The organism is Azohydromonas caseinilytica (assembly GCF_012927045.1).
Classification (GTDB): Bacteria; Pseudomonadota; Gammaproteobacteria; order Burkholderiales; family Burkholderiaceae_C; genus Azohydromonas; species Azohydromonas caseinilytica.
Genome location: NZ_JABBFW010000052.1, coordinates 1 through 12915, shown reverse-complemented (window position 1 = coordinate 12915; position 12915 = coordinate 1). Strand labels below are relative to the sequence as shown.

Below are 12915 nucleotides of genomic sequence, written 5' to 3'. Positions count from 1 at the left end.
CCGGGCATGGCGGCCCCGGCGAGCGCCTTGCAGCCGTCCACGGCCCACCCGTGCACCGTCACGGCTGGCCGCGTCAGTACCGCTCAACATGCTCGGTGCAGGCAAATCGTTCACAGCTTCTCAGCGCTCCAGCAGCGCCGCGTCCCAGGCGTGGACGGCCTGGCGCTGCTCGCCCAGGCCCGCGATGCCCAGCCGCATCACGTCGCCCGGGCGCAGGTACACCGGCTGCGGCTTGGCGCCCATGCCCACGCCCGGCGGCGTGCCGGTGCTGATGAGATCGCCCGGCTCCAGCGTCATGAAGCGGCTGATGTAGCTCACCAGCTGCTGCACGCCGAACACCATGGTGCGCGTGCTGCCGTCCTGCCAGCGCCGGCCGTTGACCTCCAGCCACAGGTTCAGGTCTCGCGGGTCGGGCACCTCGTCCCGGGTCACCAGCCAGGGGCCGACCGGCCCGAAGGTGTCGCAGCCCTTGCCCTTGTCCCAGGTGCCGCCGCGCTCCAGCTGGTACTCGCGCTCGGACACGTCGTTGACCACGCAATAGCCGGCCACATGCTCCAGCGCCTGCTCCTCGCTCACGTAGCGTGCGCGGCGGCCGATGACCACGCCCAGTTCCACCTCCCAGTCGGTCTTGAGCGAGCCCTGGGGCAGCACCACCGGGTCGTTGGGGCCGTTCACGGCGCTGTCGGCCTTGATGAACAGGATCGGCTCCTCGGGCACCGGCAGATTGGACTCGGCGGCATGGTCGGCGTAGTTCAGGCCCACGCAGATGAACTTGCTGATGCGGCTCCAGGGCGTGCCAATGCGGGCGGGCTCGGGCAGCAGCGGCAGCGAGGCCGGGTCGAGGGCCTGCAGCCGGCGCAGGCTTTCAGGGTGCAGCGTGTGAGCGTCGATGTCGGGAATCACGCCCGAGAGGTCGCGAAGCCTGCCCTGTTCATCGAGCAGCGCGGGACGTTCGGCGCCGCGGGCGCCATGGCGAAGCAGTTTCATGGAATGTCAGCGGAGTGAGCCTCCGCGGACTGTAACCACGGTGCCCGTGCGGCACCGGCGCCGGGGTCAGTTCGCCGAGGCCGCCGCCAGCCCGTTCTCGAAATGCGCGCGCATGAGCGCCTGCGCCCTGTCGGCGTCGCGCGCCAGCAGCGCCTGCACCAGCGCGCGGTGCTCGGCCAGCGACTCGCCCACCCGGCCCTGCCGGAACAGCGAGTGGTGGCGGTTGAGCTTCATGACCTTGCGCAGGTCGTCCACGATCTGGGTGCGCCAGCGGTTGCCCGCAATCTGCAGCAGGCGCTGGTGGAAGGTTTCGTTGGTGGCGAAGAAAGCGTCGCGCTGCTCCACCTCGGCTTCCAGCTGCTCGTGCAGCTTGGCCAGCTCGGCCAACTCACCCTCGCCGGCGTGGCGCGCGACCTCGGCCGCGGCGTCGCTCTCCAGCACGCCCAGCAGGTGATAGACCTGCGACACGTCCTGCTTGGACATCTCGGTGACATAGGCGCCGCGGCGCAGCTTCATCGTCACCAGCCCTTCCACGGCCAGCACCTTCAGCGCCTCGCGCAGCGGCGTGCGGCTGATGCCCAGGGCGGCCGTGAGCTTTTGCTCATCGATCCAGCTGCCGGGTTCCAGTTCGCGATTGAAGATCTGCTCGCGCAGGCGCTCGGCCACTTCCTGGTACAGCGGGCGTTGCCCCAGCGGCGCGGCCACGGATTTCGCCGACGAAACGGCGACGGTAGCGGGGTCGGAGGCGGACACAGGCATTTTTGGGATCGGGTCTTGGATTTTGAATTATGCATCTTGTATGATGGATGGCAAGTCAGAACACCGCCCTGCGTGAGGAGTACCGATGTCGTCCGCCCCCGAGTTCAACCAAGCCACGCTGCAGCAATGGACGCAGGCCGCCGCCAAGTCCGCGCCCGGCGGTGACGTGTCCGCGCTGACATGGAGCACGCCCGAGGGCATTGCCGTCAAGCCGCTGTACACGGCCGCCGATCTGGAAGGCCTGAAGTTCACCGACACGCTGCCGGGCTTCGAGCCTTTCATCCGCGGCCCGCAGGCCACGATGTACGCGGTGCGCCCGTGGACCATCCGCCAGTACGCGGGCTTTTCCACGGCCGAAGAATCCAACGCGTTCTACCGCAAGGCGCTGGCCGCCGGCGGCCAGGGCGTGTCGGTGGCCTTCGACCTGGCCACGCACCGTGGTTACGACAGCGACCATCCGCGCGTCACCGGCGACGTGGGCAAGGCCGGCGTGGCCATCGACTCCGTGGAGGACATGAAGATCCTGTTCGACGGCATTCCGCTGGACAAGGTCAGCGTCTCCATGACCATGAACGGCGCCGTGCTGCCGGTGCTCGCGGGCTACGTGGTGGCCGCCGAGGAGCAGGGCGTGTCGCAGGACAAGCTGTCCGGGACCATCCAGAACGACATCCTCAAGGAGTTCATGGTCCGCAACACGTACATCTATCCGCCCGAGCCGAGCATGCGGATCATCGGCGACATCATCGAGTACACGGCGCAGAACATGCCGAAGTTCAACTCGATCTCGATCTCGGGCTACCACATGCAGGAAGCCGGCGCCAACCAGGCGCTGGAGCTGGCCTTCACGCTGGCCGACGGCAAGGAGTACGTGAAGACCGCGCTGGCCAAGGGCCTGGACGTGGACGACTTCGCCGGTCGCCTGTCGTTCTTCTGGGCCATCGGCATGAACTTCTATCTGGAGATCGCCAAGATGCGCGCCGCGCGCCTCTTGTGGTGCCGGATCATGAAGGGCTTCAATGCCAAGAAGCCCAAGAGCCTGATGCTGCGCACGCACTGCCAGACCTCGGGCTGGAGCTTGACCGAGCAGGACCCGTACAACAACGTGGTGCGCACCACCATCGAGGCCATGGCCGCGGTGTTCGGCGGCACGCAGAGCCTGCACACCAACTCGCTCGACGAAGCCATCGCGCTGCCCACCGAGTTCTCCGCCCGCATCGCGCGCAACACGCAGCTCATCATCCAGGAAGAGACCCACATCACCAGCGTGGTGGACCCGTGGGCCGGCTCCTACATGATGGAGAAGCTGACGCAGGAGATGGCGGACAAGGCCTGGGCCATCATCGAGGAGGTCGAGGCCATGGGCGGCATGACCAAGGCGGTGGACTCGGGCTGGGCCAAGCTCAAGATCGAGGCCAGCGCCGCGGAGAAGCAGGCGCGCATCGACTCGGGCAAGGACGTGATCGTCGGCGTCAACAAGTACAAGCTCGCCAAGGAAGACCCGGTCGAGATCCTGGAGGTGGACAACGTCAAGGTGCGCGAGGCCCAGATCGCGCGGCTGCAGCAGATCAAGGCCACCCGCGACGGCGCCAGGGTGCAGGCCGCGCTGGAAGCGCTGACCGCCGCCGCGCGCGAGGGCAGCGGCAACCTGCTGGGCCTGGCCATCGAGGCCATCCGCGCCCGCGCCACCGTGGGCGAGGTCAGCGACGCGCTGGAGGTGGTGTTCGGCCGCCACCGCGCCGACATCCAGAAGGTGACCGGCGTGTACGCCGCTGCCTATGACAGCGCCGAAGGCTGGGAAAAGCTGCGCGGCGAGATCGAGGCCTTCGCGCAGGAAGCCGGCCGCCGGCCGCGCGTGATGATCGCCAAGCTGGGCCAGGACGGCCACGACCGCGGCGCCAAGGTGGTGGCCACGGCCTTCGCCGACCTGGGCTTCGACGTGGACATGGGCCCGCTGTTCCAGACCCCCGAGGAGTGCGCGCGCCAGGCCATCGAGAACGACGTGCACGCCGTGGGCATCTCCACGCTGGCCGCGGGCCACAAGACGCTGGTGCCGGCCATCATCAATGAGCTCAAGAAGCAGGGCGCGGACGACATCATCGTCTTCGTCGGCGGCGTGATCCCGCAGCAGGACTACGGCTTCCTGTTCGACGCCGGCGTCAAGGGCGTGTACGGCCCGGGCACCCCGATCCCGGCCAGCGCCAAGGACGTGCTGGAGCAGATCCGCGCCGCGCAGCGCTGATCCTCACCGGAAAGCCAAGCCGTCGGCCGGCGTCCTGCCCCCCAGCGCCGGCCTTCTTCCGCAGTACCCGCCTCCGCAGTACCCACAACATGAGCCTGTCCAACCAGGCCCTGGCCGACGCCGTGCTGGGCCCGCCCGGCCCCGCGCAGCGCCGCGCCATCGCCAAGACCATCACGCTGCTGGAATCGACGCGCGCCGACCACCGCGCGCGTGCCGACGAACTGCTCAACGGCCTGCTGCCGCACAGCGGCAAGTCGCTGCGCCTGGGCATCTCGGGCGTGCCGGGCGTGGGCAAGAGCACCTTCATCGAGGCGCTGGGCCTGTTCCTGATCAACCAGGGCCACCGCGTGGCGGTGCTGGCGGTGGACCCGTCCTCCAGCGTCTCCGGCGGCTCGATCCTGGGCGACAAGACGCGCATGGAGCAGCTTTCGGCCGACGAGCGCGCCTACATCCGCCCTTCTCCTTCGGGCGGCACGCTGGGCGGCGTGGCGGAGAAGACGCGCGAGTCGCTGCTGGTGTGCGAGGCCGCGGGCTACGACATCGTGATCGTCGAGACCGTGGGCGTGGGCCAGAGCGAGACGGCGGTGGCGAACATGACCGACATGTTCATCCTGCTGCAGCTGCCCAATGCCGGCGACGACCTGCAGGCCATCAAGAAGGGCGTCATGGAGCTGGCCGACCTGGTGGTCATCAACAAGGCCGACCTCGACGCCCATGCCGCCACGCGCGCCCGCGCCCAGATCACCAGCGCGCTGCGCCTGTTCGGCCAGCACGGCGACCCTCACCATGCCGCGCACGACCAGGCGCTGTGGCAGCCGCAGGTGCTGCAGCTCTCGGCGCTGAAGTCCCAGGGGCTGCCCGAGTTCTGGGCCGCGGTGAGCCGCTACCGCGAGCTGCAGACGGCCAACGGCCGCTTCGCCGCGCGGCGCCACAACCAGGACCAGGCGTGGATGTGGGAACGCATCGATGCCGGGCTCAAGCAACGCTTCCGCCAGCACCCGGCCGTGCAGGCCGCGCTGCCGCTGCTCTCGCAACAAGTGCGCGCCGGCGAGGTCGCCGCCTCGGTGGCGGCGCGGCGGCTGCTGGAGCTGTTCCACTGAATTGATCAACCGATCGAGCGATCGACGGAAATTACGAGGAGAGGTACCCCATGCACGACATCCAGCAGATGCTCGAAGACAAGCGCGCCAAGGCGCGCCTGGGCGGCGGGCAGCGGCGCATCGACGCCCAGCATTCCAAGGGCAAGCTCACCGCGCGCGAGCGCATCGAGATGCTGCTCGACGAGGGCACGTTCGAGGAATGGGACATGTTCGTCGAGCACCGCTGCGCCGATTTCGGCATGGCGGACAACAAGGTCCCCGGTGACGGCGTCGTGACCGGCTACGGCATGATCAACGGCCGCCTGGTGTTCGTGTTCAGCCAGGACTTCACGGTCTTCGGCGGCGCGCTCTCCGAAGCGCATGCCGAGAAGATCTGCAAGATCATGGACCAGGCCATGAAGGTCGGCGCGCCCGTGATCGGCCTCAACGACTCCGGCGGCGCGCGCATCCAGGAAGGCGTGGCCTCCCTGGGCGGCTACGCCGACGTGTTCCAGCGCAACGTGATGGCCTCGGGCGTGATCCCGCAGATCAGCATGATCATGGGCCCCTGCGCCGGCGGCGCGGTGTACTCGCCGGCCATGACCGACTTCATCTTCATGGTGAAGGACAGCTCCTACATGTTCGTCACCGGCCCCGAGGTGGTGAAGACCGTGACGCACGAGGAAGTCACGGCCGAAGAGCTCGGCGGCGCCTCGGCCCACACCACCAAGAGCGGCGTGTGCGACCTGGCCTTCGAGAACGACGTCGAAGCCATCCTGATGCTGCGGCGCTTCTTCAACTACCTGCCGCTCAACAACAAGGAAAAGCCGCCGGTTCGCCCCTCGGGCGACTCGGCCACGCGGCTGGACTTCTCGCTGGACACCCTGGTGCCCGAGAACCCCAACAAGCCCTACGACATGAAGGAGCTCATCACCAAGGTGGTCGATGACGGCGACTTCTTCGAGCTGCAGCCCGACTACGCCGCCAACATCGTGGTGGGCTTCGCGCGCATGGACGGCCAGAGCGTGGGCATCGTGGCCAACAACCCGCTGGTGCTGGCGGGCTGCCTGGACATCAAGAGCTCCATCAAGGCCGCACGCTTCGTGCGCTTCTGCGACGCCTTCAACATCCCCGTGATCACTTTCGTGGACGTGCCCGGCTTCATGCCCGGCACGGCCCAGGAGTACGGCGGCATCATCAAGCACGGCGCCAAGCTGCTCTACGCCTACGCCGAGTGCACGGTGCCCAAGGTCACCGTCATCACGCGCAAGGCCTACGGCGGCGCCTACGACGTGATGAGCTCCAAGCACCTGCGCGGTGACGTGAATTTCGCCTGGCCGAATGCGGAGATCGCGGTGATGGGCGCCAAGGGCGCGGTGGAGATCATCTTCCGCGAGGACAAGAGCGACCCGGCCAAGCTCGCGGCCCGCGAGGCCGAGTACAAGGCGCGCTTCGCCAACCCCTTCGTGGCCGGCGCGCGCGGCTTCATCGACGACGTCATCCAGCCGCACGAGACGCGCAAGCGCATCTGCCGCTCGCTGGTGATGCTCAAGGACAAGCAGCTCGACAACCCGTGGCGCAAGCACGGCAACATTCCTCTGTGATCGGGGCCGTGGGAGAAGTCAACATGTTCAAGAAGATCCTGATCGCAAACCGCGGCGAGATTGCCTGCCGCGTCATCAAGGCCGCCAAGAAGATGGGCATCGCCACCGTGGCGGTGTACTCCGAGGCCGACAAGGACGCCCTGCACGTGGAGCTGGCCGACGAGGCCGTGCTGCTGGGCCCGGCGCCCTCGCGCGAGTCCTACCTCGTGGCCGACAAGATCATCGCCGCGTGCAAGAGCACCGGCGCCGAGGCCGTGCACCCGGGCTACGGCTTCCTGTCGGAGAACGAGGACTTCGCGCGCCGCGTGGAAGAGGAAGGCATCGTCTTCATCGGTCCGAAGCACTACTCCATCGCCGCGATGGGCGACAAGATCGCCTCCAAGAAGCTCGCCAAGGAAGCCCAGGTCAACACCATCCCGGGCTGGAACGACGCCATCGAGTCGCCCGAGCAGGCGGTGAACATTGCCAAGGACATCGGCTACCCGGTGATGATCAAGGCCAGCGCCGGCGGCGGCGGCAAGGGCCTGCGCGTGGCCTGGAACGACAAGGAGGCCTTCGAGGGCTTTGCGTCGTGCCGCAACGAGGCCCGCAACAGCTTCGGCGACGACCGCGTCTTCATCGAGAAGTTCGTCGAGGAGCCGCGCCACATCGAGATCCAGATCTTGGGCGACGCCTACGGCAACGTGGTGTACCTCAACGAGCGCGAGTGCTCGATCCAGCGCCGCCACCAGAAGGTGATCGAGGAGGCCCCGTCGCCCTTCATCACCGATGAGACGCGCCGCGCCATGGGCGAGCAGGCCGTGGCCCTGGCCAAGGCCGTGAAGTACCAGAGCGCGGGCACGGTGGAGTTCGTGGTCGGCAAGGACCAGAGCTTCTACTTCCTGGAGATGAACACGCGGCTGCAGGTGGAGCACCCGGTGACGGAGTGCATCACCGGCCTGGACCTGGTCGAGCAGATGATCCGCGTGGCCGCAGGCGAGGCGCTGAGCTTCAACCAGGCCGACGTCAAGCGTGACGGCTGGGCCATCGAGTGCCGCATCAACGCGGAAGACCCGTTCCGCAACTTCCTGCCCTCCACCGGCCGCCTGGTGCGCTTCCAGCCCCCGGCGCAGGACCTGGAGGCTTCCGGTCCCGGCGTGGCAGGCGGCGGCGTGCGCGTCGATACCGGCGTGCAGGAAGGCGGCGAGATCCCGATGTTCTACGACTCGATGATCGCCAAGCTCATCGTGCACGGGAAGGACCGCCTGGACGCCATCAAGAAGATGCGCGAAGCCCTCAACGGCTTCGTGATTCGCGGCATCTCCAGCAACATCCCGTTCCAGTCGGCGCTGCTGGCGCATCCGAAGTTCGTCACCGGCGACTTCAACACCGGCTTCATCGCCGAGCACTATCCGAAGGGCTTCAACGCCTCGGACGTGCCGCACGAGGACCCGGACTTCCTCGTCGCCCTGGCCGCCGCGGCCAACCGCCGCTTCCTGGAGCGCTCGGCCGGCATCAGCGGCCAGCTCAAGGGCCACAACGTGGGCATCGGCGAGGAGTTCACCGTCATCGTCAAGGGCGCGCAGGGCAGGAACCAGCACCGCAGCGTGACGGTCAAGCCCAACGGCGTGCTGGCCGTGACGGTGGAAGGCAAGCGCTACGAGCTGGCCAAGGACTGGGCCATCGGCAGCATCCGCGCCTCGGGCACCTGCAACGGCGAGGCCTTCACGGCGCAGATCGAGCGCAAGGGCGTGTGGCTGCGCGTGGCGCACAACGGCCTGGCCATCGAGGCCCTGGTGCTGTCGCCGCGCAGCGCCGAGCTGGCCCGGCTGATGCCCTTCAAGGCGCCGCCCGACACGTCGAAGTTCCTGCTCTCGCCCATGCCGGGCCTGCTGGCGGACCTGCTGGTGCAGCCCGGCCAGAGCGTGCAGGCCGGTGAGCGCCTGGCCGTGATCGAGGCCATGAAGATGGAGAACATCCTCGTGGCCGCGCAGGACGGCGTGGTCGAAGCCGTGATGGCCAGCAAGGGCGAGAGCCTGGCCGTGGACCAGCCCATCTTGAGGTTCAAGTGATGAGCAGCCCGAAACCGTTTCGCATCCTGGGCATCCAGCAGATCGCCATCGGCGGTCCTGACAAGGCCAAGCTGAAGTCGCTGTGGGTGGACATGCTGGGCCTGCAGGTGAAGAGCACCTTCGTCTCCGAGCGCGAGAACGTGGACGAGGACATCTGCGCCCTGGGCAGCGGGCCGACCGCCGTCGAGGTGGACCTGATGCAGCCGCTGGACCCGCAGAAGAAGCCGGCCGTGCATGCCACGCCGCTCAACCACGTCGGCCTGTGGGTGGACGACCTGCCCAAGGCCGTGGAGTGGATGACGGCCAACGGCGTGCGCTTCGCCCCGGGCGGCATCCGCAAGGGCGCGGCCGGCTACGACATCTGCTTCATCCACCCCAAAGGCAATGAGGAGTTCCCGGTGGGCGGTGAAGGCGTGCTGATCGAGCTGGTGCAGGCCCCGCCCGAGGTGGTGCAGGCGCTGGGTTGAGGACAATCGGGGCGTCGCGGCGCACGGAGCCCCACGCTCCGTTCGTCCTGAGGACTCGAAGGCGGGCACGGTGAACTGGTGCATCGTCCGCACTTCGGGTCCTCCGCCCAACGGGCTGCCCCCATCCAGCAGCCCCCTGATTTGTCTTGAAGGAAAGCCCGACCCATGACCAGCAACGCCGAGTGGCAGCGCCGCAGTCTCGCGAGCCTTTGGCACCCTTGTACCCAGATGCAGCGCGCGGCCAAGGTGCCGCCGCTGCCCATGGTGCGCGGCCAGGGGCCGTGGCTGTTCGACGCCGAAGGCAAGCGCTACTTCGACGCCCTCAGCAGCTGGTGGGTCAACCTCTTCGGCCACGCCGATGCGCGCATCGGCGCGGCCATCAAGGACCAGCTCGACACCCTGCCGCACGTGATGCTGGCGGGGTGCACGCACGCGCCGGCCGTCGAGCTGGCCGAACGGCTCTCGGCGCGCACCGGCGGCGCGCTGGGCCATGCCTTCTTCGCCAGCGACGGCGCCTCCGCCGTCGAGATTGCGCTGAAGATGAGCTTTCACCATTGGCGCAACCGCGGCCTCGCGGACAAGCAGGAGTTCGTCTGCCTGAAGCAGGGCTACCACGGCGAGACGCTGGGCGCCCTGGCAGTGACGGACGTGAAGGTGTTCCGCGACGCCTACGACCCGATGCTGATGCGCGCGCACCAGGTCAGCTCGCCCGACGCGCGCCAGGCCGGGCCGGGCGAAACCGCCGCCGACGTCGCCGCGCGCGCCGTGGCCGAGGTGCAGGCGCTGTTCGCGCAGCGTGCCGACCGCATCGCTGCCGTCATCGTCGAGCCGCTGGTGCAGGGCGCCGCCGGCATGGCGATGCACGACGTGTCGTACCTGCGTGCCCTGCGCGCGCTGTGCACGCGCTTCGACGTGCACCTCATCGCCGACGAGATCGCGGTGGGCTGCGGCCGCACCGGGACCTTCTTCGCGTCGGAGCAGGCGCTGCCCACGGGCGTTTCGGACGCCGAGCGCCGCACCGCCTGGCCCGACTTCATCACGCTGTCCAAGGGCATCAGCGGCGGCTTCCTGCCGCTGTCGCTGGTGCTGAGCACGGATGCCGTGTATGCCGCCTTCCTGGACGAGGACGTGGCGCGCGGCTTCCTGCATTCGCACTCCTACACCGGCAACGCCCTGGCCTGCCGCGCCGCGCTGGCGGTGCTGGACCGCTTCGACCAGGAGGACGTGCTGGGCCGCAATGCGGCGCAGGCTCAGGGGCTGAGCCAGGCGCTGGCGCCGGTATTCAATGACCCGCGGGTGGAGCACCCGCGGCGCTGCGGCATGATCTGGGCCTTCGACGTCAAGGCCGAGCATGCCGGCGGCAATTTCGCCGAGCGTTTCCATCTGGCGGGACGGCGGCACGAGCTGCTGATCCGCCCCATCGGCCGCACCGTCTACCTGATGCCGCCCTACGTGCTGGACGAAGCGCTGTCGCCCTGGCTGGCGGCGCGCGTGCAGGCCACGCTGGCGGACGTGCTGGACCATCCCGATGCTGATCGAACACATCAACCGCCGACTGCTTGAGCTGGACGCCGCGGCGCTGCGCCGGCGCCTGCGCACGGCCGAGTCGCCCTGCGCGCCGCTGCAGTCCTTCGAGGGCGAGCTGGGCGGCGCGCCGCTGCTGGCCTTCTGCAGCAACGACTACCTGGGTCTGGCGGCCCACCCTGCCCTGGCCGAGGCCATGGCCGAAGGCGCGCGCCGCTGGGGCACCGGCAGCGGCGCCTCGCACCTGGTCAGCGGCCACATGCGGCCGCATGCGCAGGTGGAAGCGCTGGTCGAGCGCTGGTTCGCGCCGCACATCCCGAACGCCCGCGCGCTGCTGATGGGCAGCGGCTACGAGGCCAACCTGGCGCTGATGACGGCGCTGGGCGACGGCAGCGCCACCCTCTTCTGCGACAAGCTGAATCACGCCTCGCTCATCGACGGCGCGCGCTTGGCCGACGCCGAGGTCAAGCGCTATGCCCATGGCGCGCTGGACGTGCTGGAACGGCAGCTGGCCGCCTGCGCCACGCCCGTGAAATTGATCGTGACGGATGCCGTGTTCAGCATGGACGGCGACATCGCCGACCTGCCGGCGCTGCTAAAGCTCGCCGAGGCGCATGACGCCTGGCTGATCCTGGACGACGCGCATGGCCTGGGCGTGCTGGGCGCCTCGGGCCACGGCTCGCTGGAGCATTTCAAGCTGCGCAGCGAGCGCTTGATCTCCATGGGCACGCTGGGCAAGGCCGCGGGCGTGTCCGGCGCCTTCGTGGCGGCGCACCCGGCCGTCATCGAGTGGCTGGTCCAGCGCGCGCGCAGCTTCATCTACACCACGGCCATGTCGCCGGCGGTGGCGCACACGGTGCTGGCCAGCCTGGCGCTGATCGAGAGCGCCGAAGGCCGCGAGCGGCGCGCGCATCTGCAGGGCCTGATCGGGCAGCTGCGCACCGGGCTGCAGGCGCTGGTGGACCAGAAGCCGGGCTGGACGCTGGGCGAAAGTTGCACCGGCATCCAGCCGCTGATCGTGGGCGACAACGAGACCGCCCTGAAGCTCTCGGCCGCGCTGCGGCAGCGCGGCATCTACGTGCCCGCCATGCGCCCGCCCACCGTGCCGGTGGGCACGGCGCGGCTGCGCATCACGCTCAGTGCCGCGCACACGGCCGGGCAGGTGCAGCGGCTGCTGGACGCGCTGGCGCAAGCCCTGGAGGAGACGCGATGAACGCGAACCTGGATGGCGGCCTGCGCGGCTGCTTCGTGACCGGCACCGACACCGGTGTCGGCAAGTCACACGTCAGCGCCGGCCTGCTGCACTGGCTGGGGCAGCGCGGACACCGCGCCGCGGGCTACAAGCCGGTGGCGTCCGGACTGGACCTGGATGCGGACGGCCGGCTCTACAACGAGGACGTGGAGCGCCTGCGCCGCGCCGGCAGCGTGCCGCTGCCCGCGGCGCTGGTCGGCCCCTGCCAGTTCAAGGAAGCATGCGCCCCGCATATCGCCGCCGAGCTGGAGGGCCGCACCATCGACCGCGTCGCGCTGCTGCGTGGTGCGCAGGAGTTGGCGCAGCGCGCGGATTTCCTGGTGGTCGAGGGCGCGGGCGGGCTGATTATCCCCCTGGGCGCCGACTGGGACAGCACGCAGCTGATGAGCGCGCTGCGCCTGCCGGTGGTGCTGGTGGTGGGCATGCGCCTGGGCTGCCTGAACCACGCGCTGCTGACGGCCGAGGCCGTGCTGTCGCGCCGGCTGCAGCTCGCGGGCTGGGTGGGCAACGTCATCGACCCCGGCATGCCGCACCTGCAGCGCAACATCGAAACCCTGCACCACGAGTTCACGCGCCGCCACCAGCTGCCCTGCCTGGGTGTGGTGCCGCACCTCACGAACCCGACGGCCGCCGCCGTGGCGCAAAGCCTCAACGATGCCGCGCTCCGGAGCCTGTTCGGCCTGGAGTGACAATCCACCCTTCACCCCGAATCTTTCGCAGCAGTAACCCGCCATGAGCACCGTTGCCACCATTCCCGTCTCCTCCCTGCGCCGCCCCGCCCCCGTAGAAACGAAGCCGGGCCGCTGGTCCGTGGCCGAGGTGCAGACGCTGTATGAGCTGCCCTTCATGGAGCTGATGTTCAGAGCGCAGCAGGTGCACCGCGAGCATTTCGACCCCAGCGAGGTGCAGCTCTCCACGCTGCTGTCGATCAAGACTGGCGGCTGCGCCGAGGA

10 protein-coding genes and 1 pseudogene are annotated in these 12915 nt (G+C 68.9%); 9 read left to right on the top strand and 2 right to left on the bottom strand.

Going from position 1 to position 12915, the window contains the following annotated elements:
- Nucleotides 1-120: 120 nt before the first annotated feature.
- Complete coding sequence (locus tag HHL10_RS29200) at nucleotides 121-987, bottom strand: fumarylacetoacetate hydrolase family protein (RefSeq protein ID WP_169163950.1); 867 nt, start codon at nucleotides 985-987, stop codon at nucleotides 121-123.
- A 66-nt stretch (nucleotides 988-1053) separates the two neighbouring features.
- Complete coding sequence (locus HHL10_RS29195; RefSeq protein WP_169163949.1) at nucleotides 1054-1746, bottom strand: GntR family transcriptional regulator; 693 nt, start codon at nucleotides 1744-1746, stop codon at nucleotides 1054-1056.
- Nucleotides 1747-1831: 85 nt separating this feature from the next.
- On the opposite strand from HHL10_RS29195, the gene scpA reads away from it, so the two are divergent.
- The 9 genes and pseudogenes from scpA to HHL10_RS29150 form a co-directional block, all read left to right on the top strand.
- The gene (gene scpA / locus HHL10_RS29190) at nucleotides 1832-3985 is read left to right on the top strand and encodes a methylmalonyl-CoA mutase (RefSeq protein ID WP_169163948.1); all 2154 of its coding nucleotides are present in this window, start codon (nucleotides 1832-1834) and stop codon (nucleotides 3983-3985) included.
- A gap of 89 nt (nucleotides 3986-4074) precedes the next feature.
- Nucleotides 4075-5085 (top strand): methylmalonyl Co-A mutase-associated GTPase MeaB, encoded by a 1011-nt coding sequence (gene meaB, locus HHL10_RS29185; protein WP_169163947.1) that lies wholly within the window; start codon nucleotides 4075-4077, stop codon nucleotides 5083-5085.
- Nucleotides 5086-5135: 50 nt separating this feature from the next.
- Nucleotides 5136-6668 carry an acyl-CoA carboxylase subunit beta gene (locus HHL10_RS29180; protein ID WP_169163946.1) on the top strand — a complete coding sequence of 511 codons (1533 nt, stop codon included), beginning with the start codon at nucleotides 5136-5138 and terminating at the stop codon, nucleotides 6666-6668.
- Between the two features lie 23 nt (nucleotides 6669-6691).
- Entirely contained in the window at nucleotides 6692-8719 is a 2028-nt protein-coding gene (gene accC, locus HHL10_RS29175) for an acetyl-CoA carboxylase biotin carboxylase subunit (protein WP_169163945.1), read from the top strand.
- On the top strand, nucleotides 8719-9186 hold the full coding sequence (locus tag HHL10_RS29170; protein ID WP_169163944.1) for a VOC family protein: 468 nt from the start codon (nucleotides 8719-8721) through the stop codon (nucleotides 9184-9186). The genes accC and HHL10_RS29170 overlap by 1 nt, the downstream gene beginning before the upstream one ends.
- 165 nt (nucleotides 9187-9351) lie before the next feature.
- A complete protein-coding gene (bioA, locus tag HHL10_RS29165) occupies nucleotides 9352-10749 on the top strand; it encodes an adenosylmethionine--8-amino-7-oxononanoate transaminase (protein ID WP_169163943.1) in 1398 nt (465 codons plus the stop codon).
- A complete protein-coding gene (gene bioF, locus HHL10_RS29160) occupies nucleotides 10715-11923 on the top strand; it encodes an 8-amino-7-oxononanoate synthase (RefSeq protein ID WP_169163942.1) in 1209 nt (402 codons plus the stop codon). The genes bioA and bioF overlap by 35 nt, the downstream gene beginning before the upstream one ends.
- Nucleotides 11920-12651, top strand: coding sequence for a dethiobiotin synthase (gene bioD / locus HHL10_RS29155; RefSeq protein WP_169163941.1), 732 nt, complete (start codon nucleotides 11920-11922; stop codon nucleotides 12649-12651). Before bioF ends, bioD begins: the two co-directional genes overlap by 4 nt.
- A 43-nt stretch (nucleotides 12652-12694) precedes the next feature.
- Nucleotides 12695-12915, top strand: a pseudogene (locus HHL10_RS29150) (biotin synthase BioB); the annotation flags it as partial.

Coding starts and splice junctions, on each gene's coding strand:
- bioF (WP_169163942.1), top strand. CDS start 10,715: ATGCTGATCGAACACATCAACCGCCGACTGCTTGAGCTGGACGCCGCG.
- meaB (WP_169163947.1), top strand. CDS start 4,075: ATGAGCCTGTCCAACCAGGCCCTGGCCGACGCCGTGCTGGGCCCGCCC.
- scpA (WP_169163948.1), top strand. CDS start 1,832: ATGTCGTCCGCCCCCGAGTTCAACCAAGCCACGCTGCAGCAATGGACG.
- accC (WP_169163945.1), top strand. CDS start 6,692: ATGTTCAAGAAGATCCTGATCGCAAACCGCGGCGAGATTGCCTGCCGC.
- bioD (WP_169163941.1), top strand. CDS start 11,920: ATGAACGCGAACCTGGATGGCGGCCTGCGCGGCTGCTTCGTGACCGGC.
- HHL10_RS29170 (WP_169163944.1), top strand. CDS start 8,719: ATGAGCAGCCCGAAACCGTTTCGCATCCTGGGCATCCAGCAGATCGCC.
- HHL10_RS29195 (WP_169163949.1), bottom strand. CDS start 1,746: ATGCCTGTGTCCGCCTCCGACCCCGCTACCGTCGCCGTTTCGTCGGCG.
- HHL10_RS29180 (WP_169163946.1), top strand. CDS start 5,136: ATGCACGACATCCAGCAGATGCTCGAAGACAAGCGCGCCAAGGCGCGC.
- HHL10_RS29200 (WP_169163950.1), bottom strand. CDS start 987: ATGAAACTGCTTCGCCATGGCGCCCGCGGCGCCGAACGTCCCGCGCTG.
- bioA (WP_169163943.1), top strand. CDS start 9,352: ATGACCAGCAACGCCGAGTGGCAGCGCCGCAGTCTCGCGAGCCTTTGG.